A 20,355-nucleotide genomic window follows, 5' to 3' on the forward strand; every position below is an offset into this window, starting at 1 on the left:
TCCTGAAATAGGTTTACACCTGTTTCAGTCTCAAAACGCCTGATGCACCGCATCGGGCGTTTTGTATTTCAGGGATAAGTGCGGCCGCTCCCCGTTGTAGATCAGCACCGACTCATCCACCATTTTTACGGCATCCGCCAAATCTTTGGGCCGGTGCAGCAAAAACTCAGTTTTCAAAATCCCGTTTACCCGCTCTGCCATCGCGTTCTGATAGCAATCGTAGCCGTCCGTCATTGAGCACTTGATCCCATGCTTGGCGTGCATTTGCTGGTACAGGTCGGAGCAGTATTGGGCCCCGCGATCCGAGTGATGGATCAGCGATTGCTTGGATTTTCGCTGGCTAACAGCTTTCTGCAATGCTTTGACCACCGACTCCGTATGCAAGCTGTCATGCACATGATGACCCACGATCTTGCGTGAGTACGCGTCTGTTATCAGGCTGACGTAAACAACACTTTCCCGCGTGGGCAGATAGGTAATATCTGCAACCCAAACCTGCTCGGGCCTGCCAGCGACAACTTGTTCCGGGCCTGCTTTGAGCAGGTTGGGATGGCGGCGGAACCGATGATGGCTATGCGTAGTTTTATGATAGGCACGCTTTCGAGGAACCAGCTCTCGCGCTTCGCGCAAGATGGAAAAAAGACGGTCTCGACCAACAATTACCTGCACTTCAGCCTCAGTGCTCATCAGATAATGCAGCTTGCGCGTGCCTAACCTCGGCTGACGACGCCGCTTTTCCAGAACAAAGTCCACTACTTGCTGGTCTTGGTGAGCTCTCGCATCAACGGCTTGGTTACGTTTGTAATACGCTTGGCGCGAAATTCCCATGAACAGGCAAGCCCTGGTAATGCTCAGGTCTTGGATTTGCCCTTGCGAGAGGACTTGCCGGGTCGCTTTTTTACGATGGACACACCGTAATCATTTTTCAAGACGTTCACGACAGCTTCAAAGAACTGGGCCCTTTGATTGCTCAGCGCCAACTGTTCTTCAAGCTCTTTAATCCGCTGCTCGGGTGTCAGCGGGAGGTGGGGGTCGGTCATCGGCCTGCTCCGCGGCGCTCGGATTGAGGCGCCTTGGCTCCAGTCCTGTCGGCCATGCTTGCGTAGCCAAACCAGTACCGTGGACCGGCCCTGAATGCCAAAGCGCCGTTGAGCCTCTTTATAACTCAACTCGCCTTTTTCGACTTGGTCTACGACCGACAATTTAAAAGCTAGCGTGTAATCGCGTTGGCTGCGCCTTTTTCCCGTATCCATTGAGTCCTCCTGAAGAAAGGTCAGAAGGTGTAAACCTTATTCAGGACGGGACAAGGTATCAAAAAAAGCCCGCATGATGCGGGCTTTTTTTATGCATACGGACACTCATGAAAAATGAGTGTCCGCCATACGGGGTGTAACCAGATTAGTTTTTGAGTAGCCTAACTGCGATGGCATCAGGCGAGTATTGGCGAGCTGCTTAAGTAACTTTTTTGCTGCGCCAGTATTAGCTTAAATTAATAGTCATACTGGGTCCCCAGGACGATGCACTGTTTGCGAGTCTACATTGTGCGGTAATGGCTATGGTTTCAGGGCCCTGAAATCTTAATGTGGCAGAAAAGTGACTGTTTTCGTCACAGAAAGCACTGGCCAATTCGTATCCGTGATTCGCAATACAAATACTCACGTTAGGCATGGAAAGATGCCTGAACATTAAAGATCTTGTAGGGTGAATCCCGTCAGGCATTGACTATTTTCTATTTTTTATGTGCGCCATCCAAGGTGTGATTTTATTCATCTCGAATAGTTTAAGTTCGTGTTTTGAACGCGCATTGAATCTATTTGATGATGGAGAGTTAGTGATGGGATATATCAAAAAAGCCGCTGTCATGATGGCGTTGTTGACAATAGGCACGGCAGCCTTTGCGAAGGAGCGGGTATTCACCGCGTCTGTTGATGCAAAGGGCGTAATAACCGCCCAATCGCCTCTGTGGATAAAGGACGTTAAGTTAACCGCTCAGCCTGATTACTTTTCAGACTACAAGGTCAGATTTGTTCCCGGGACGTTTAAGGAGGTTCCGCGTTTCTGTACGGTCTCGGTCACCGATGTCAGCTCCAATGATCACATTTTCTACGGACACGCCAAGTTGGGCAGCGTTCCGGCGATTAATTACGTTAACGTCTTGACGCTCAAGGTGGGCGACAACAAGCCGGCCGGTGATTCGTCAATGGGCTTCATGTTGATGTGCGTTGAATAAGGTGATCTGACTGAGAAGCCCCGCTATTCACGGGGCTGCTTCCTGGCGTCACTCGTGATCAATATCCAACTTCGCAAACTTCACCCGCGCGCCTTCCTTGCTGTCGCCGCTGTTGTCCTGCACGTACACCCCCGCCTTGAAGTACAAAGGCTTTGCGCCCCATGCCGCGCCGATGCGCTCGTTCCATTGCCCGTCGGCAGCCTCCACGCTGAGTAGCCCTGCCTTGTTGAGGTTGATCACGTAGGTAAAGCTCTTGTCCAGCGGCACGTTGGTGGCGACGGTGATCACGCGGCTTTCGTCGTCGTCCGGGCGCATGCGCACTTTGGCGACAATGTTGCCGCTCTGGGTTTTTTCCTTGAACTGGTATTCCAGCTTGATCAGCGGTTTCTGGCTGTCGTAGGCATGGATCTGGCCGATCACGACCTTGCCGCTGGAGGGCACCTGGTTCACTTCCAGAGTGGCGCGCAGGAAGTTGTCGGCATCGGGATAGTTCCAGTTGCGCAGGCGGCCGTCGGCGTAGGTTTCGCGCAGTTCGCTGCGGGGGTAGATGGCATTGTCGGTGCGCGTGCCGGTTACCGGTGTCCAGAATTGCACGTTGCTGCCTTCAGCCTGAAAGTACTGGTCCTTGAAGCCGTTCATCAGCTTGGGGGTGTCGATGGTCGAGGGGGGCGAGCCTACCGGAATGCTCAGGTTCCAGGTGGAAAGGTCGATCATGGTGTTGGCCTTTTAAGGAAAGAGAAGGCTTTAGCCCGAGGGCTCCAGAGTTTATTTATAGGCGGAACTCACCAGGTTGTTAATTATTTTGTGGCAAATTTCTGGCGTCAAAGGAATACCAAAAAGCCATGTTCCCGTACCCCGTGGGGTGTAGCGCTCGACCGTTAGTCGGCTTCCCCGGCTTTGGCGCAATGATGGCACCTGCGTCACTTCTGATTTGCAGGTTCCAAGGCTAGAGTGAGGCCTCAGTATTTGTCCGGGTTTTCTGTCGGAAGTGACCGGGTCAGTTCCTAAGGAAGAGACGTAGCATGGAATGCGCTCCACACCACCGCGATGGCAGTTCGGTTCTTCTGGTGGTCGATGATTACCCGGAAAACCTCATCAGCATGCGCGCGCTGTTGCAGCATGACGATTGGCAGGTGATAACCGCCGATTCCGGTGTGCAAGCGCTGGGACTGTTGCTGGAGCACGACGTCGATCTGGTCTTGCTGGACGTGAAGATGCCCGGCATGGACGGCTTTGAAGTCGCTCGCCTGATGCGCGGCAGCCAGCGCACCTGCATGACGCCGATCATCTTCCTGAGTGCCAACGCGCAGTCGCCGGCCTCCGTGCTGGAGGGCTACGCCAGCGGTGCCATCGACTACCTGTTCAAGCCCTTCGATCCGCTTATCCTCAAGCCCAAAGTCCAGGCGTTGCTCGACCACCAGCGCAACCGCCGGGCCTTGCAGCGTTTGAGCCATGATCTGGAGCTGGCCCGCGCGTTCAACGCCTCGGTGCTCGACAACGCCGCCGAGGGCATTCTGGTGGTCGGCGAGGACGGCGTGATTCAGTACGCCAACCCGGCGATCTCACGTCTGCTCAACGCCACCACCGATGAGCTGCAGGGCCAGGAGTTTCTGCGCTTTCTGCAAAAACCCCACGTGCCGGCCTGGTTCGATTCGCAGATGTACGCCGGTTACCGCAGCGGCGAAACCTGGCGCCTGCACGATGCGATCCTGCGTACCAGCCGAGGCCAGCAGGTGCCGGTGGCGTTGTCCTGCGCGCGCCTGCCCGCCGAGCAGAAGGCCATGGTGGTGACGGTGCTGGACATGTCCGAAGTGCGTCACCTGCATCAGCAACTCGAGTTCCAGGCCGTGACCGACCCGTTGACCGGGCTTTTGAACCGTCGTGGTTTTCAACAGGCGGTGGACAGCATTCTGCTGCGCGGCGAACGCAGTGAGGCGTCGCTGGTGCTGCTCTACCTGGACCTCGACGGGTTCAAGCGGGTCAACGATTCGTTGGGCCATGATGCCGGTGACCGGGTGCTGCGCTGGGTGTCCGAGCAGATCAAGGCATGCCTGGGCTCGTGCGACCTTCTCGGGCGCATGGGTGGGGATGAGTTCACCGCGTTGCTGGAGCTGGAGTTCCCGGAGCAGGCGGCAAAGATCTCAGAGAAGCTGATCGAACGAGTGTCTGTTTGTCATCAGGTTGATGGTTTGGATGTGATGCTTGGGGTCAGCATCGGCATTGCTACGTTTCCCGATTGTGGCTCGGACCTGAACGGCCTGCTGCGCGCGGCCGACATTGCCATGTACGAAGCCAAGCGCGCGGGACGTCAGCAATATCGCTATTACGACCAGGAAATGAACGGTCGCGCACGTTCGCGCCTGATGCTGGAAGACAGCGTGCGCACGGCAATCCACAACAAGGAATTCACCCTGGTATACCAGCCCCAGGTGTCCCTCGACGCCGGTCGTTTGCGCGGCGTCGAAGCGCTGTTGCGCTGGCAGCATCCCAGCGTCGGCGACGTACCGCCGGGGCTGTTTCTGCCGCTGCTGGAAGAAGCGCGGCTGATCAGCCAGTTGAGCGCCTGGATTTACCAGCAAGTCGCCGCGCAACGCCAGGCCTGGCAGACCTGTTTCGACGGTGAACTGGTGCTGAGCGTGAGCCTGAGCGCAAGTCAGTTCAATATGCCCAACCTGGCGACCCAGTTGCAGCAGGTGCTTGACCGACATGGGTTACAGGGCCGTCAGATGGAGGTGGAAATCAGCGAAGACAGCCTGATGAGCAACCTCGAAGAATCCATCAAACAGCTCAAGCTGTTGCGCCGCATCGGTGTACGGATTGCCCTGGACGACTTCGGTTTGGGCAACTGCTCACTCGCCCATCTGCGCGACCTGGCGTTCGACACCCTCAAGCTGGACCCGCAATTGGTCGCCCGGCTGCCGGATTCGGCGCGGGATGCAGCGATGGCCCGCAGCATTATCGAGCTGTGCACGCATTTCGACGTGCTGGTGGTAGCCGAGGGCGTGGATACCCAGGCGCAGGCCGATTGGCTCAAGGCCAATGGCTGCCGGTTCATTCAGGGCGCATGGGCATCAAAGCCCTTGATGGCCGACGAGGTCGTTGACTGGGCACGCGCTCGGCAACGTTGAATTCGCTACACTGGCGCCCATCCCAAGCCTGTTGCAGACCTCAATGACCACCCTGAAATACCTCCAGGCCTACCCAGCGGCCCTCCAGGAACACGTTCGCCAATTGATCGCCAGGGACCAATTGAGCGCCTACCTCGAGCAACGCTACCCCGAGCGCCACGCCGTGCAGAGCGACAAGGCGCTGTATGCGTACGCCCTGGCCTTGAAGCAGGAGCACCTGCGCAATGCGCCGGCCATCGACAAGGTGCTGTTCGACAACCGCCTGGATCTCACGCACCGCGCCCTGGGCCTGCACACCACGATTTCCCGGGTGCAGGGAGGCAACCTCAAATCCAAGAAAGAGATTCGCATCGCCGCGCTGTTCAAGGAAGCGGCGCCGGAATTTCTGCGCATGATCGTGGTGCACGAGCTGGCGCACTTCAAGGAATCGGACCACAACAAAGCGTTCTACAAACTCTGCGAGTACATGATGCCGGGCTACCATCAGGTGGAATTCGACCTGCGGGTGTACCTCACCTGGCGCGATTTGCAGGGCAAGACTTAAGCACAAGGCGAACGACCATGGACGTGAGCAAGACCAAGAGCAGTTTCTACCGCCGCTTGTATGTGGCCTACCTGATCGACAGCGGGCAGGCCAGCAGCGTGCCGGCGTTGACCGAGCTGACGGGCATGCCGCGCCGCACCGCCCAGGACACGATTGCGGCGTTGGCGGATCTGGATATTGTGTGTGAGTTCGAGCAGGAAGACGGCGCCCGCAACCATGCGGGGTGCTATCGGGTGCGCAGTTGGGGGGCGATAGACCGTCAGTGGATCGAGGCAAATCTGGCGTCGATCAAGCGGGTGTTGGGGTATCCCTGAAGCTGGCGGTGGTTGGGCTGACGCCATCGGGAGCAAGCCCCCTCCCACATGTTGACGTGTGAACACCTTTAAATATGGGAGGGGGCTTGCTCCCGCTAGCGCCCTCAGGCACGCCGCATACCCCTATGTGGAATCCCATCCTCCAGATACTGCTCCCCCTCTGCCACAAACCCATACCGCCCGTAATACCCCTGCAGATGCGCCTGGGCCGATAGATAAATCGGCGTATCCGGCCAGATAGGCTCAATCTGCCTGAGTGTTTCCTCCATCATCTGGTGTCCCAACCCCGTACCGCGGGCCGAGGGCGCCACGATCACCCGGCCGATGACCACATCGCCGCCTTGCAGCGCTGGGTCAAGCAGGCGCAGGTAAGCCACCAGTTCATCGCCTTCCCAGGCCATCATATGATGGGTGTCACCGTCCAGGTCCTGCCCGTCGATGTCCTGATAAACGCACTGCTGCTCAACGACGAACACCTCGCAACGCAGCCGCAGGATGGCGTACAGCTGCTCCTTGCCCAGGTCGGTGTGATGCTTGCAGAGCCAATCCACTGTCATGATAGATGTCCGATAAGTGCCTGGCGCCGATAGTAAGCGGGACGAGCGTTCGTGTCTAAATCAGCTATTTTTGTGAATGACCTCAATTTGCCATCATTGTCTGGGTGCGCCGCCGGTCAGTTTGTGTAATCTGAGCTACTGTTACAGCCTCAGGATTGCCCTGCGCCAGGGCCAAAGCCTGCCTGCCAAGGATTTTGAGCATGCCGCGATTCTCTCGTGCCGTTGCTTTATTTGGAGTGTTGTTGCTGGCCCAGCCCCTGTACGCGCAGCGCTTGCGCCTGACTGCAGATGCGTGGCCGCCGTTTACCGATGCCACGCTGGTCAATGGCGGCCTGGCCACCGATATCGTCACGACTGCTCTGGCCCGCGCCGGCTACGCCAGTGACTTCGAGCAGGTGCCCTGGGCCCGTGCTCTCAAGGGCGTGGGCGATGGGCGTTATGACGTGCTGATCAACGCCTGGTATGACGAGGCGCGCACGCAGTTGGGGCAGTTTTCCGCCGAGTACCTGCTCAATCGCGTGCGATTCATCAAGCGCCGCGAAGACCCGATCGAGTTCGAGAACCTGGCGCAACTGCACGAGGCACCCATCGCGGTAGTGCGCGGCTATGCGTATTCGACGGCGTTCGATGCCGACACGCAGTTGCAGAAAATTCCGGTGCACAACTTCGCCATGGCCGTGCGCATGTTGGCGGCCGAGCGGGTGCGGCTGACGGTGGAGGATGAATACGTGGCGCGCTTTTACCTGGCGCGTGAATCCGCGCGGGTGCGCAATGCAGTGGAGTTTCTGCCCAAGCCATTGAGTGAAAACAGTCTGCATATCCTGGTGAGCCTGAAGAACCCCGAGCATGCGCAGATTGTGGCGGGGTTTGATCGCGAGATTGCCAGGATGAAGGCGGATGGCAGTTATGCGCGGTTGATGAAACAGCACGGGATGTAATGTTCTTGAGGACCCATCGGGAGCAAGCCCCCTCCCACAGTTGAAAGGTATTCACACATCAAACTGTGGGAGGGGGCTTGTTCCCGATAGCGATTCAAGCCGCGCGGGTATCCTTGATCAAATGCGCCGCCAACGTGCGCAACGGCCCCAACTGCCGGCAAATCAACGCCAACTGCGTCTGCACCAGTCGCTGCCCTTCATCGATTTCATCCGGCATCTGCTCAAGCTGCGCCGCCAGGGCTTCCTCTGCATCGCTTTGAATCGTAATCGGTTGTTTGTTGGCCAGGCCGCTGGCGATTTCATCGATGCTCGCCGCGAGGCTGTCGCCCGCACCGTCGATCAACTGCTCGCGCATCTGCGGCGGCAGTTGCGTGTCGCGGTGTGCGCCCAACCCCGACAAATAGCTGAGCAAGGTGTGCGACAGCACCAGAAAGCGGAAGCCCACGTCGGCTTCCTTACGAAAGTGCCCTGGCTCCATCAGCATGTTGGCCAGCGTGGTGGACAGCGCCGCGTCGGCGTTGTGCGCGTTGCGTCGGGCCAGGCGGTAGGCCAGGTCGTCGCGCTTGCCGTCGGCGTATTGCTGCATGATCTGGCGCAGGTAGATGCTGTTGCAGGTCAGGGTGTTGGCCAGCACTTTGTTCAGGCGCCGCCCCTGCCAGTCCGGCAGGAACAGGAACACCGCCAGGCCCGCGATCAGGCTGCCCAGCAAGGTATCGAACAGCCTTGGCAGAAACAGCCCGTAGCCATCGCCCACCTGGTTGAAACAAAACAGCACCATCAGCGTGATGGCCGCCGTGGCCAGGGTGTAGCGGGTGGTGCGGTTGATAAAGAACACCAGGCCGGCGGCGATGGCGAACATCGACTGCACCAGAGGGCTGGGGAACAGGTCGAACAGCGCCCAGGCCACTGTGAGGCCGATGGCCGTGCCGATGATCCGCTGGCCGAGCTTGCGCCGCGTCGCGCCGTAGTTGGGTTGGCAAACGAACAGCGTGGTGAGGATGATCCAGTAACCCTGGGACGCGTGAATGGCATGCAGGGTGGCGTAGCCGATGGTCAGCGCCAGGGACAGGCGCAACGCATGCCGAAACAGCAGCGATGTTGGCGTGAGCTGGGTGCGCAGGCGTGTCCACATTTCCCTGAGGTTGCGCGGCGCGCGGTCCAGCAGGTTGCTGTCGGTGGCGTCGGCCAGGGCGTCAGGGTTGCTGGCGTCGCCGAGCAGGCGGTCGAGGGTCGACAGGTTGGCCGCCAGGGCCCGCAGCGAACGCAGCAGGCCGCGCCAGGCCGGATTGCTCTGCAGGCGCAGGTGTTCCAGCGAGGCGTTCAGGTCGCCGAGGGCCTCGGCGAAACTGTCGTCATAGATGAACGGCTGGCGCAGTTGGATCGACTCGCCGAGCGCCTGGCAGGCCTTGCCCTGCTGACGCAACAGGCGCTGGCAGCGGAACAGCACGTCACTGTGGAAGAACGCATCGGCCAGCGCGTTATACGGGTAGTGGGACGAACTGGCGCGTTCGTGGATGTCCTGGGCGAGAAAGTACAGCTTGAGATAACGACTGACCTTCGAGCCCGGTCGACCATTGCCCACGCGGTGCAGGATGATTTCCTTCGCGGCGTTCAACGCGGCAACCACCCGGCCATTCTGCTGCGCCAGTTCCAGGCGGCGAGCTTCCACATCCAACTGACGGATCGGTTCGAACAGCGACGACTTGAGTTTGAGATAGCGGCCCAACTCACGAAACAACCGCGCCAGGCTCTGCTGCACCGGCTGATTGGAAAACAGCGCCTGCCATAACACCGACAGCACGCCGTACCAGGCCGCGCCGGCCACCAGCAGCGCCGGCTCGTGCCAGAAGTCGGTGACCGCGCCGCCGCGCTGGTCCACGCCGATCATGGTGTACACCGACAGAATCAGCGTGGCCGAAGCAATCGCGCCATAGCGTTCGCCCAGCGCGCCGAGCATGGTCAGGCAAAACGTCGCCAGGGCGAGCGAGAGGGCGAAAAACCAGGGGTAGGGGAACAGCAACTCCACCGACAGCGCGGCGATGCTGAAACACACCAGTGTCACCGCCAGGGCGTTGAGGCGGCCCTGCCAACTGTCGTCGGTCTCGGCCAGCGCGCTGGCGATGATCCCCAGGAACAACGGGATCAACAGCGCCATTTCATTCTGATACCAGCACAGCGCCATGCTGCCGGTGAGGGCGATGAACACCCGAATGCTGTAGCTGAATTTATCCAGCGCCCACAGGCGCCGCAGGGAGTGCTTGAACGAGGTCGATGACATGAAGTCGGGCGTCTTCCGGAGCGATGTCGCTAAATTGAGCCAGTAATGACGCCACGGCAAGGGCGGTGATCACATCAGAGGGCAAAATATCTCTCTGGCACACCACCAACCAAATGTGGGAGGGAGCAAGCCCCCTCCCACATGTGATCGAGTACATCCTTCAGGCGTACTGCGCCGCCGCATAACCCGAGGCCCAGGCCCACTGGAAGTTGAACCCGCCCAGATGCCCGGTCACGTCCAGCACTTCGCCAATAAAGTACAGGCCCGGGCTTTTCAGGGATTCCATGGTCTTGGACGAGACTTCTCGCGTATCCACCCCGCCCAGCGTCACCTCGGCGGTGCGATAGCCTTCGGTCCCCGCCGGCACCAATTGCCAGTTGCCCAACTTGTTGGCGATGTCGGCAATTTCGGCATGGGTGTACTGCTTCATCGGCTTGGACGCAAACCAGGTGTCCGCCAGCAGGTTGGCCATCTTCTTGGTGAAGATTTCGCCCAGCAGGGTTTTCAGCTCGCTGTTGGGGCGCTCGGCCTGTTGCGCTTGCAGCCAGGTGTGGGCGTCGTGGTCGGGCAGCAGGTTGATCTCCACCGTGTCGCCGGATTCCCAGTACGAGGAAATCTGTAAAATCGCCGGCCCACTCAGGCCACGGTGAGTGAACAGGATGTTCTCGCGAAAGCTCTGGCCGTTGCAGCTGACCAGGCAATCCACTGAGGTACCGGACAGCTCGCCGCACAGGTCCTTGAGCTGGTCGGTGATGGTGAACGGCACCAGCCCGGCGCGGGTTGGCAGCAGCTCGTGGCCAAATTGCTTGGCCACTTGGTAACCAAAACCGGTCGCGCCCAGTGTCGGGATCGACAAGCCGCCCGTGGCGATCACCAGGGATTCGCAGTGCAGCTCGCCCAGGGTGGTCTGCAACCGATAGCCGTTGTCGACCCTGGCGATGGTTTCGATTGAGGTGTCCAGGTGCAGGCTCACACCGGTCTGGATGCATTCGTCGAGCAGCATGCCGAGGATGTCGCTGGACTTGTTGTCGCAGAACAGCTGGCCGAGTTTCTTCTCGTGGTACGGCACACCGTGTTTGGCCACCAGCGCGATGAAATCCCACTGGGTGTAGCGCGCCAGGGCGGACTTGCAGAAGTGCGCGTTGTGCGAGAGAAAGTTGGCCGGCTCGGTGTACATATTGGTGAAGTTGCAGCGGCCACCGCCGGACATCAGGATCTTTTTGCCGGCCTTGTTCGCGTGGTCCAGCAACATGACCTGCCTCCCGCGCCCGGCGGCGGTCAGTGCGCACATCAAGCCTGCGGCGCCGGCGCCAATGATCACAACTTCGGTCGAGCGCACAGCCATGTCCTCACAAAAATATTGATCTGAAATGCAATCAACACTGTGGGAGGGGGCTTGCTCCCGATTGCAGTGTGTCAGTCAGAGCATCTGCAACTGATACACCGCTATCGGGAGCAAGCCCCCTCCCACAGGGGGGCTCCACCTGGACGGGGAGGGTCTTACAGGATACGCACGCGCAGCGAGCGGCCCTTGATCTTGCCGTCGTTCAAGCGCTGCAGCGCCTGTTTGGCGATGCCGCGTTCCACGGCCACGAAGGCCTGGAAATCAAAGATCGCGATCTTGCCGACCTGGGCACCCGGGATACCCGCGTCACCGGTCAACGCGCCAAGGATGTCGCCTGGACGCACTTTGTCCTTGCGCCCTGCGGCGATGCACAGGGTGCTCATCTGCGGCAGCAACGGACCTCCGCTTTGCGGCTTGAGGTTGTCCAGTTGGTCCCAGTTCAGCGGCGACTTCTGCAGTTGCTCGATGGCCTGGGCACGGTGCGCTTCGGACGGTGCCACCAGGCTGACGGCGATGCCGGTCTCACCGGCGCGGCCGGTACGGCCCACGCGGTGGATATGGATTTCCGAGTCGCGGGCCAGTTCCACGTTGATCACCATGTCCAGCGCGTCGATGTCCAGGCCGCGCGCGGCCACGTCGGTGGCGACCAGCACCGAGGTGCTGCGGTTGGCGAACATCGCCAGCACCTGGTCACGGTCGCGCTGTTCCAGGTCGCCGTGCAGGCCGACCGCGGAAATGCCCTTGGCGGTCAGGTGATCCACGGTTTCCTGCACCTGCTGCTTGGTAAAGCAGAACGCCACGCACGACGCCGGGCGGAAATGCGCCAGCACCCGGGTCACGGCGTCCATGCGTTCTTCCGGCGAGATCTCGTAGAAACGCTGCTCGATCTGGTCATCGGAGTGGAACGCTTCGGCTTTCACCTGTTGCGGCGCGCGCATGAACTTGGACGCCAGTTGCTTGATGCTCACCGGGTAGGTGGCCGAGAACAGCAGGGTCTGGCGGCGTGGCGGGGTCTTGCTGATGATGTCTTCGATGGCGTCGTAGAAGCCCATGTCGAGCATGCGGTCGGCTTCGTCGAGGATCAGCGTGTTCAGGCCGTCCAGCACCAGCGAACCCTTGCGCAGGTGTTGCTGGATGCGCCCCGGGGTGCCGACGATGACGTGGGCGCCGTGCTCGAGGGAGGCGATCTGCGGGCCGAGGGACACGCCGCCGCACAGGGTCAGCACCTTGATGTTGTCTTCGGCGCGGGCCAGGCGACGAATTTCCTTGGCGACCTGGTCGGCCAGCTCACGGGTGGGGCACATCACCAGCGCCTGGCAACCGAAGTAGCGTGGGTTGATCGGGTTCAGCAGACCGATGCCGAAGGCGGCGGTCTTGCCGCTGCCGGTCTTGGCCTGGGCAATCAGGTCCAGTCCCTTGAGGATCACCGGCAAGCTTTGCGCCTGGATCTGCGTCATCTCGACGTAACCCAGCGAGTCGAGGTTAGCCAGCATGGCGGCGGACAGGGGCAAAGTATTAAAAGCGGTGGCGATGGTAGTCACGGGACTGGCTCTGCAAAACAAAATGTCGCGCAGTGTAGCAGCCCTGTGAAATTTTCCCCGCAAGTTCTAGACGAGACGCCCGTCAGTGCTCGAGATCGTGTTCGCGGTTGATCGCCCGTTTGCCGTCGCTTGGCGACAACTGCAGGAAGATCGCCGCCGCCAGCATCGCCATGATGCCCACCGTGAGGAAGGTCAGCTGGAATGCGCCAAGTACCGTGTTCACGCCATCGTTGCCGGCGTCGGCGGTGAACCCGCCGAGCAACGCACCGGCGCAGGCCACGCCCAGGCTCAGGGACAATTGCGCGACCACCGACAGCAAACTGTTGCCGCTGCTGGCCTGGGCGTCATCGAGGTCGATCAGGGTGACGGTATTCATCGCGGTAAATTGAAACGAGTTGATCGCCCCCAGCACCGCCAGCATGGCCAGCAGCAGCGGGTAGGGCGTCTGCTCGCTGACCAGGCCCATGCTCGCCAGCATCAGGCCCAGCGCCAGGGTGTTGCCGGTGAGCACCGCGCGATAACCCAGGCGCTCAATCAGCGGCCGTGCGATGGACTTGGCGAACATCGCTGCCGCCGCCAGGGGCAGCATGCTCATGCCGGCCTGGGACGGTGAATAACCCAGCGCCACCTGCAACAGCAGCGGCACCAGAAAGGGCAGGGCGCCGCTGCCCAGGCGCGCGAACAGGTTGCCCAGGATGCCCACGGCAAAGGTGCGGGTCTTGAACAGCACCGGCGAAAACAGCGGATTCTCGATATGCCCGGCGCGCAGCCAGTACGCCGCCAGGCACGCCAGCCCGCCGAACAGCAGGAGCATCACGCGCAGGTGCGGCAGGTGCAGTTCGCCCAGGCCTTCCATGGCGATGGTGATCAGCACCATCGCCGCGCCAAACAGCACAAAGCCCATACCGTCAAAGCGCGTGCGCTCGCTGCCGCGCAGGTCGGGGATGAATTTCCACACGGCGAAGCAGCCGATGATGCCCACCGGCAGGTTGATCAGAAAGATCCAGTGCCAAGTCATGTATTGCACCATCCAGCCGCCCATGGTCGGGCCGAGCAGTGGACCGAGCAGGCCGGGAATCGTGATGAACCCCATGATCCGCACCAGCTCGGAGCGCGGGTAGGCGCGCAGCACCACCAGCCGACCGACCGGCAGCATCAGCGCGCCGCCCAGGCCCTGCACGACCCGCGCGCCCACCAGCATGCTCAGGCTGCTGGACAGTGCGCACAGCAGCGAGCCGATGCTGAACAGCATGATTGCGCCGAAGAAGATTTTCTTGGTGCCGAAGCGGTCGGCGATCCAGCCCGACGCGGGGATCAGCAAGGCGACGGTGAGCATATAGGCGATCACCACCCCTTGCATGCGCAGCGGGTTTTCCGCGAGGTCCTGGGCCATGGCCGGCAGGGCCGTGTTGAGAATCGTCCCGTCCAGCGACTGCATGAAGAAGGCAATCGCCACCACCCAGGGCAGCCAGCGAGCGGTCTTGGCATCGAGAGGAGCGCGGGTCGGCATGGCAGTCCTTTGGTTAGCTGGCTATGTATCGCCGATTATGCGCCATCCGCCGCGCGTTTTCCCATTGGCGGTTCGTCTAATTCCGACAGCGTCGCGTGTTTGCCGACCAAAAAGTCCAACAGCGCCCGGTGCACTGCCGCTGCCGCCTCGCGCGATTCCAGATCGAGCAGGTGGCCGGTGTGTTCGGCCACGGCAAAGCTGCTGCGTCCCACGTATTGCTTGAACAAACGGGCGTCGGCGGCCGGCGTGTAGGCGTCCAGCGCGCCGTTGAGAAAATGCACCGGCGTGTCGATCTGGCGCAGCGCCGGCAGGTAGTTGCCATCGCCCAGTGCCAGCACCTGGTGGATGTGAAAACGCGCCTGGCGGTACTCGGTGGTCGCCATGTTCGACAGGTGGCGGTGGTTGTTGCGCTTGAGGCGCGGCGACAGGTACTGGCCGACCGTCTCGTTGAGCAGATGGCCGACGGCGGATTTGTCATCGGCCTCGATCAGCACGCGCACGCGTTCCACGTAGTCGAGCATCACGGGGTTGAGGTTGGGTGCCAGGGCCATCACCACCGAGCTTTCGATGGACGGCGGGTTATGGGCCAGGGTCAGCAGCGTGGAGATACCGCCCCAGGACGCCGACACCAGATGGTTGACCGCAAAGCGCTCCACCAGCGCACGCAGGATGTGCACCTCGTCGTCCTTGGTCACCAGGTCGAGGTCGGTGTTGTGTTCGCGCGAGTAACCGGAGAACGGCAGGTCGAACAGCAGCACGTTGAAATGTTCGGCCAGGCACTTGCTGGTGCGCGCAAAGGAGCGCGTGGTGGACAGCGCGCCATTGACCATCAGCACGGTTTTCTGCTGCGGGTCGTTGCCCAGTTGCTCTACGTGAATGTTGTAATGCTTGAACAGCTTCTCTATGACGAAACTTCCATGATTCATCGTCGCACTTCCTGTGAGATGGCGGTATGCCACTAACCGTTATAGCGAGCTTTTCAGCAGACGACAACAGGCTGCACGGGGAGTCATGCAAGTTCGGAAGGAGATGTCAGAAGCAACGCAGGACACTGTGGGAGAGGGCTTGCTGCCGATGGCGGTGTGTCAGTCACCGCATGCATGACTGATACGCCGCCACCGGCAGCAAGCCCCGTCCCCCAAGGATTAGAGGGTCAGGGTGAGGCGTTTGACCAGCGCACCCGGGAGTAGATTGGAAGCGGTGTTGCGCTGGCCGTAGGTGCTCGGCGACAACAGCAATTCCCGCTCTGCCGTGAGCGCTTCCAGCTGCGAGCCGAGCAGGCTGTAGACGCTGTCATCAAAGCGCATGGTGCTGACCGGCGCCTTGATTTCGCCGTTCTCCACCCAGAACGTGGCGAAGCGCGTCATGCCGGTGAGGCGCGCCGCCGGCAGGTCGGAGTAGTTCAGGTACCACAGGTTGCTGATGTACAGCCCGGTGCCCAGTTGCTTGAGGATATCGGCCTGGGCGAGCGTGCCCGCCGCCATCTGCAGGGCGCTGGGGGATTCATCACTGCTGGCGCCGTTGGCGGGCAGGCCATATTCGGCGGCGCTGCGCGAGTTCACCAACTGGTCGCAGGCAGCACCGGCCTTGATCAACGTGACATCACCGCGCGGGTAACCCTCGGTGGAAAACGCCTGGCTCAGCGAGCCACTGATCTGCTCGGTGACGGTCACCAATGGGCTCAACGGCTGTTCACCGGCATAGAGCTTTTGCAGCGAGCTGCCTTTGCTGGCGATGGCCTGGGCCGAAAAACCGCCCCAGGTGATGATGCTGATGATTTCTTCCAGTGCCGCCGGTGCCAGGTAGGCGCGGTATTGCCCGGGCGGCAGCGGGTGCAGCGGGCGATCGAGGAACGCCAACTGCGCGCGCGCCTGCTGCAGGCGCGCGGCGAATTCGGCGCTGTCCCACGTGTGCCCGGCGTAGCTGGCTTTTACCGCTTCACCGTTGGCGTGGAACAGGCTGAAGTCGAAGTTGAAACTATTGGCCTGATGCCAGCCGAACGCGCCGTTCGAACTGGCAAAGCCACGGCTGATCGGGCCTGCGGCGTAGAAACCGACCAGGTCAACGTCGGCCGCGGCCTGGCTGATCTCCTCCAGCACGCGGGCCAGGTCCGGCAGCGGCCTCACGTGTTCATTGTGGCTTTGCCAAGGCTCCTGATTGAGCAGCAGATAAGGATCCTGTGGCAGCAACGGCAAGGTCTCGCGCAACTGTTGCAGGCCATCGGCGAGGCGCTGGCGATCCAGTGCCGGCGAGCCGGCCAGAGTGATGCCGAGGTCGGCATGCCGGCCATCGCTGATCAGCTTGAGGTTCACGCTGGCCTGCTGCACATGCCCGGCCTGGCGTACCTCGGCGTGGTTGAATCGCACGAATTCGGACGACTCGGCCGCGTAGCCCAGGTGAAATTGTTCGTTGTCGGTGACGGCTTGCTGGAGCCACTGCACCAATGCCTTGAAATCGTTCATCAGGCATCTCCCCCAAATACATCCACGTTGCTGAACACACAGGCCGGCGACGCATGGCCGACGCGGATCACCTGGTTGGGCTCGCCCTTGCCGCAGTTGGGCGTGCCCAATACCTGGAACGTGCTGGCGTCGCCCACCGCGCTGAGGTTGCGCCAGAACTGCGCGGAAATGGCCCGGTAGTTGGGGTTTTTCACCACGCCCTTGAGTTCGCCGTTTTCAATCAACTGGCCCCATTCGCAGCCGAACTGGAATTTGTTGCGCGCATCGTCGATGGACCAGGAGCGGTTGGTCGACATCAGAATGCCGTGCTCGATGGCGCCAATCATCTGCGCCAGGCTCTGGTCGCCGGCCTCGATGTTCAGGTTGGCCATGCGGTCGATGGGCGGGCGGTTCCAACCGCTGGCGCGGCTGTTGGCGACGCCTGGCAGGCCCGAGCGAAATTGCGACAAGGCGCCACCCAAAGGCTTGAGCAGCAGCCCTTCGCGGATCAGGAATTGTTTGCTGGCGCGGGTGCCGTCATCGTCATGGTGATAGCTGGCCAGCTGCTCGGGGATGTCCGGGTCGAAGGTCACGTTGAGCAGCGGCGAGCCGTATTGCAGCTGACCGAAGTCGCTGGCCTTGACGAAACTGGTGCCGGCGTAATTGCGCTCATCCCCCAGGATACGGTCGAGTTCCAGCGGGTGACCGATGGATTCGTGGATCTGCAGGATCATCTGGTCGGGCATCAACAGCAGGTCGCGCGGGCCCTGGGGGGTGTTCGGCGCGAGCAGGAGTTGCAGTGCCTGATCGGCGACGCGTGGCGCAGCGCCGATCAGGCCGAAGCGGCTGATCACATCGAAGCCGCCCTGCTGGCCGAAGTTGCTGCCGCCCAGGGTACGGGTCTGGCTGTCGTGGCCATCAAAGGCGGTGACGTTGACGCCGGGGAACACAAAGCGCTGGGCCTGGCGCAGCTCGGCGCCGGCACTGTTGAGGTAGATCTGCTCGACGTGGGTGAGGCCCAGGCTCACATCCCAGCTCACCAGGCGCTCGTCCCTGGGCACGGCGGCGGATTCATCGCCCAGCAATTGGTAGCAGTCGCTGAGGGACGGGAAGGCCTGCTCGAGATTGGGCGACAGGTAATCGGCCACGTCGCTGGACACCGGCTGCTGGTGCAGGTCGAGCAGGGCATGGGGCTTGATCTGGCGAGCTTGCTGTTCGGCGCGCTCGAGGGCGGCTTGCAGGCCGGCGAGGGAGATGTCGTTGGTCGCGGCGTAGGCTTGCACGCCGTTGAGACGCACGGTGAGCATGGCGCCTTCGTCGTGGCTGAGGTGCGGCGGTTCGGCGACGTTCTTGCGGACCGAGAGGTACTGGCCGGATTCGCGTACATAGCGCAGCGAGAAGAAGTCGGCGGTGGTGCGCAGGGCGTTGAAGTGCTGTTTGAGTGTGGCGTGGTGGTCGAACATGGGGCCTTCCTTGTGGGCGGCTCAGCGCGGGCAGGCGAACAGAGTAGGCCTGGGCTGGGGAGCTGATCAAGGAAAGGCAGTGCTTTGTGGCAGGTGCACCGTTGTGGCAAGCCCTAATGCCGTTCAGTTAAGGAAAATGTGTGGGCTTATTGTGGCGAGCGGGCTTGCCCTGCGTTGGGGTGCGAAGCGCCCCCCATCGAGCAAAACGCGGTGTACCTGATACGGCTCAGCGCCTGGTTTTGGGGCTGCTGCGCAGCCCAACGCAGGACAAGCCTGCTCGCCACAGGGAATCTGCGCTTAACTGAACGGTATTAGGGCAAGCCCGCTCGCCACAAGGTGTATCAGTTACTGCGCAATCTCACGCAGCGGTTTGCCGCGCACCGGCGCATCGCCCGCCACGTAGTAGTCGGCAGTGCTGCGTGGCAACGGCTGGCGGTTGCGGATCCTGTCGGCGATTTTCTCGGCGATCATGATCGTTGGCGCGTTCAGGTTGCCGGTGGTGATGATCGGCATGATCGACGCATCCACCACACGCAGGCCCTGCATGCCATGCACGCGGCCTTCGCCATCGACCACGGCCATCTCGTCGGTGCCCATCTTGCACGAGCATGAAGGGTGGTAGGCCGTTTCGGCGTGCTCGCGGATGAACGTGTCGAGCTGTTCATCGGTTTGCACCTCGATGCCCGGGCTGATTTCGCGGCCACGGTAAGGGTCCAGCGCCGGCTGCTGCATGATTTCGCGGGTCAGGCGGATGCCGTCGCGGAATTCTTCCCAGTCCTGCTCCGAGGCCATGTAGTTGAAGAGGATGCTCGGGTAGTCCCGTGGATTCTTCGACTTCACCTGCACACGGCCACGGCTTGGCGAACGCATGGAACCCATGTGCGCCTGGAAACCGTGCTCCTGCACACCCTTGCTGCCGTTGTAATTGATCGCCACCGGCAGGAAGTGGTACTGGATGTTCGGCCATTCGAATTCCGGACGCGAACGGATGAAACCGCCGGCTTCGAACTGGTTGCTGGCGCCGATGCCGGTGCCGTTGAACAGCCACTCGGCACCGATGGCCGGCTGGTTGTACCAGAGCAGCGACGGGTACAGCGACACCGGTTGGGTGCACGCGTATTGCAGGTACAGCTCAAGGTGGTCCTGCAGGTTTTCGCCGACACCGGGCAGGTCGTGGACCACCGGGATGTCGAGGCTCTCCAGCAGTTTGGCCGGGCCGACGCCGGAGCGTTGCAGCAGTTGCGGCGAAGCGATTGCGCCGCTGCAGACCAATACTTCTTTACGGGCACGGGCTTCAACGCGTTCTTCGGCGGCACCGATCAGGTAACGCACGCCCACTGCACGTTTGCCTTCGAACAGCACCTTGTCGGTGAGGGCGTGGGTGACGATGGTCAGGGTCGAACGCTTTTTGGCGGTGTCCAGGTAACCGCGCGCAGTGCTGGCGCGACGGCCGTTGGGCGTGACGGTGCGGTCCATCGGGCCGAAGCCTTCCTGCTGGTAGCCGTTCAGGTCTTCGGTACGCGGGTAACCGGCCTGCACGCCGGCTTCGACCATGGCGCTGAACAGCGGGTTATTGCCGGCCTTGGGCGTGGTCACACTGACCGGGCCGTCGCCGCCGTGCCAGTCATTCGGGCCGATGTCGCGGGTTTCGGCCTTGCGGAAGTACGGCAGGCAGTCGAGGTAAGTCCAGTCTTCCAGGCCCGGCAATTTGGCCCAGTTGTCATAGTCCATCGCGTTGCCACGGATGTAGCACATGCCGTTGATCAGCGAGGAACCGCCCAGACCTTTGCCGCGACCGCATTCCATCCGGCGCCCGTTCATGTGTGGCTCGGGATCGGTCTCGTAGGCCCAGTTGTAGCGACGGCCTTGCAGTGGGAACGCCAGGGCGGCGGGCATCTGGGTGCGGAAGTCCAGACGATAGTCGGGGCCGCCGGCTTCCAGCAGCAGAACGGTGACGCCTTCGTCTTCGGTCAGACGGGTCGCCAGGGTGTTACCGGCCGAGCCGGCACCCACAATGATGTAGTCGTATTCTTGGGACATAGGATGCACCCTCGTAAAATTGGGTT

Annotated in this window: 16 protein-coding genes; 5 read left to right on the forward strand and 11 right to left on the reverse strand. The window is 61.2% G+C overall.

What is annotated here, in order from left to right:
• Positions 1-30: 30 nt before the first annotated feature.
• Positions 31-1,253 (reverse strand): IS3 family transposase gene (locus tag ACXX81_RS00005; RefSeq protein WP_458571026.1). Its coding sequence is split into 2 segments (ribosomal slippage): positions 31-902 and positions 902-1,253, totalling 1,224 coding nucleotides; the frame shifts between segments, so codons are not numbered across the junction.
• 581 nt (positions 1,254-1,834) lie between these two features.
• Between ACXX81_RS00005 and ACXX81_RS00010 the strand changes: the two genes are divergently transcribed.
• The gene (locus ACXX81_RS00010; RefSeq protein ID WP_209985794.1) at positions 1,835-2,230 is read left to right on the forward strand and encodes a hypothetical protein; all 396 of its coding nucleotides are present in this window, start codon (positions 1,835-1,837) and stop codon (positions 2,228-2,230) included.
• Between the two features lie 48 nt (positions 2,231-2,278).
• Here ACXX81_RS00010 and ACXX81_RS00015 read toward each other — a convergent pair whose 3' ends face one another.
• Entirely contained in the window at positions 2,279-2,944 is a 666-nt protein-coding gene (locus ACXX81_RS00015; protein WP_209985789.1) for a polysaccharide lyase family 7 protein, read from the reverse strand.
• Positions 2,945-3,252: 308 nt separating this feature from the next.
• On the opposite strand from ACXX81_RS00015, the gene ACXX81_RS00020 reads away from it, so the two are divergent.
• Genes ACXX81_RS00020 through ACXX81_RS00030 form a run of 3 tightly spaced genes read left to right on the forward strand, consistent with a single transcriptional unit; the run spans position 3,253 to position 6,216 of the window.
• On the forward strand, positions 3,253-5,358 hold the full coding sequence (locus tag ACXX81_RS00020) for a putative bifunctional diguanylate cyclase/phosphodiesterase (protein WP_209985787.1): 2,106 nt from the start codon (positions 3,253-3,255) through the stop codon (positions 5,356-5,358).
• A gap of 43 nt (positions 5,359-5,401) precedes the next feature.
• Positions 5,402-5,902: a M48 metallopeptidase family protein gene (locus ACXX81_RS00025; protein ID WP_209985783.1), complete on the forward strand. Its 501-nt coding sequence runs from the start codon at positions 5,402-5,404 to the stop codon at positions 5,900-5,902.
• A 17-nt stretch (positions 5,903-5,919) separates the two neighbouring features.
• The gene (locus tag ACXX81_RS00030) at positions 5,920-6,216 is read left to right on the forward strand and encodes a winged helix-turn-helix domain-containing protein (protein WP_209985779.1); all 297 of its coding nucleotides are present in this window, start codon (positions 5,920-5,922) and stop codon (positions 6,214-6,216) included.
• 104 nt (positions 6,217-6,320) lie between these two features.
• Here ACXX81_RS00030 and ACXX81_RS00035 read toward each other — a convergent pair whose 3' ends face one another.
• A complete protein-coding gene (locus ACXX81_RS00035) occupies positions 6,321-6,773 on the reverse strand; it encodes a GNAT family N-acetyltransferase (protein ID WP_458571027.1) in 453 nt (150 codons plus the stop codon).
• 200 nt (positions 6,774-6,973) lie between these two features.
• Here ACXX81_RS00035 and ACXX81_RS00040 point away from each other — a divergent pair, with 200 nt between their 5' ends.
• Positions 6,974-7,711, forward strand: coding sequence for a substrate-binding periplasmic protein (locus ACXX81_RS00040; RefSeq protein ID WP_209985772.1), 738 nt, complete (start codon positions 6,974-6,976; stop codon positions 7,709-7,711).
• 94 nt (positions 7,712-7,805) lie between these two features.
• On the opposite strand, the gene yccS is transcribed toward ACXX81_RS00040, so the two are convergent.
• The 8 genes from yccS to betA all read right to left on the reverse strand — a co-directional run bounded on the left by yccS (position 7,806) and on the right by betA (position 20,329).
• Complete coding sequence (gene yccS / locus ACXX81_RS00045) at positions 7,806-9,989, reverse strand: YccS family putative transporter (protein WP_458571028.1); 2,184 nt, start codon at positions 9,987-9,989, stop codon at positions 7,806-7,808.
• A gap of 160 nt (positions 9,990-10,149) precedes the next feature.
• Positions 10,150-11,328, reverse strand: coding sequence for a BaiN/RdsA family NAD(P)/FAD-dependent oxidoreductase (locus ACXX81_RS00050; protein WP_231423499.1), 1,179 nt, complete (start codon positions 11,326-11,328; stop codon positions 10,150-10,152).
• A gap of 161 nt (positions 11,329-11,489) precedes the next feature.
• Entirely contained in the window at positions 11,490-12,827 is a 1,338-nt protein-coding gene (dbpA, locus tag ACXX81_RS00055) for an ATP-dependent RNA helicase DbpA (protein ID WP_458572558.1), read from the reverse strand.
• 130 nt (positions 12,828-12,957) lie between these two features.
• Positions 12,958-14,385 (reverse strand): multidrug transporter subunit MdtD, encoded by a 1,428-nt coding sequence (gene mdtD / locus ACXX81_RS00060; RefSeq protein ID WP_209985764.1) that lies wholly within the window; start codon positions 14,383-14,385, stop codon positions 12,958-12,960.
• 35 nt (positions 14,386-14,420) lie between these two features.
• On the reverse strand, positions 14,421-15,311 hold the full coding sequence (locus tag ACXX81_RS00065; protein WP_209985762.1) for an alpha/beta fold hydrolase: 891 nt from the start codon (positions 15,309-15,311) through the stop codon (positions 14,421-14,423).
• Positions 15,312-15,530: 219 nt separating this feature from the next.
• On the reverse strand, positions 15,531-16,847 hold the full coding sequence (locus tag ACXX81_RS00070; RefSeq protein WP_322212095.1) for a TldD/PmbA family protein: 1,317 nt from the start codon (positions 16,845-16,847) through the stop codon (positions 15,531-15,533).
• Positions 16,847-18,289, reverse strand: a complete 1,443-nt coding sequence (locus tag ACXX81_RS00075) for a TldD/PmbA family protein (protein ID WP_458571029.1) — start codon at positions 18,287-18,289, stop codon at positions 16,847-16,849. The genes ACXX81_RS00070 and ACXX81_RS00075 overlap by 1 nt, the downstream gene beginning before the upstream one ends.
• Positions 18,290-18,634: 345 nt before the next feature.
• A complete protein-coding gene (gene betA, locus ACXX81_RS00080) occupies positions 18,635-20,329 on the reverse strand; it encodes a choline dehydrogenase (protein WP_209985752.1) in 1,695 nt (564 codons plus the stop codon).
• Between the last annotated feature and the right edge of the window lie 26 nt (positions 20,330-20,355).

Source organism: Pseudomonas sp. GNP013, assembly GCF_054343995.1.

Bases quoted from the DNA above. Each gene is read 5' to 3' on its own strand.
- ACXX81_RS00010 (WP_209985794.1), top strand. From the start codon at position 1,835: ATGGGATATATCAAAAAAGCCGCTGTCATGATGGCGTTGTTGACAATA.
- ACXX81_RS00015 (WP_209985789.1), bottom strand. From the start codon at position 2,944: ATGATCGACCTTTCCACCTGGAACCTGAGCATTCCGGTAGGCTCGCCC.
- ACXX81_RS00020 (WP_209985787.1), top strand. From the start codon at position 3,253: ATGGAATGCGCTCCACACCACCGCGATGGCAGTTCGGTTCTTCTGGTG.
- ACXX81_RS00025 (WP_209985783.1), top strand. From the start codon at position 5,402: ATGACCACCCTGAAATACCTCCAGGCCTACCCAGCGGCCCTCCAGGAA.
- ACXX81_RS00030 (WP_209985779.1), top strand. From the start codon at position 5,920: ATGGACGTGAGCAAGACCAAGAGCAGTTTCTACCGCCGCTTGTATGTG.
- ACXX81_RS00035 (WP_458571027.1), bottom strand. From the start codon at position 6,773: ATGACAGTGGATTGGCTCTGCAAGCATCACACCGACCTGGGCAAGGAG.
- ACXX81_RS00040 (WP_209985772.1), top strand. From the start codon at position 6,974: ATGCCGCGATTCTCTCGTGCCGTTGCTTTATTTGGAGTGTTGTTGCTG.
- yccS (WP_458571028.1), bottom strand. From the start codon at position 9,989: ATGTCATCGACCTCGTTCAAGCACTCCCTGCGGCGCCTGTGGGCGCTG.
- dbpA (WP_458572558.1), bottom strand. From the start codon at position 12,827: ATGCTGGCTAACCTCGACTCGCTGGGTTACGTCGAGATGACGCAGATC.
- mdtD (WP_209985764.1), bottom strand. From the start codon at position 14,385: ATGCCGACCCGCGCTCCTCTCGATGCCAAGACCGCTCGCTGGCTGCCC.
- ACXX81_RS00065 (WP_209985762.1), bottom strand. From the start codon at position 15,311: ATGAATCATGGAAGTTTCGTCATAGAGAAGCTGTTCAAGCATTACAAC.
- ACXX81_RS00070 (WP_322212095.1), bottom strand. From the start codon at position 16,847: ATGAACGATTTCAAGGCATTGGTGCAGTGGCTCCAGCAAGCCGTCACC.
- ACXX81_RS00075 (WP_458571029.1), bottom strand. From the start codon at position 18,289: ATGTTCGACCACCACGCCACACTCAAACAGCACTTCAACGCCCTGCGC.
- betA (WP_209985752.1), bottom strand. From the start codon at position 20,329: ATGTCCCAAGAATACGACTACATCATTGTGGGTGCCGGCTCGGCCGGT.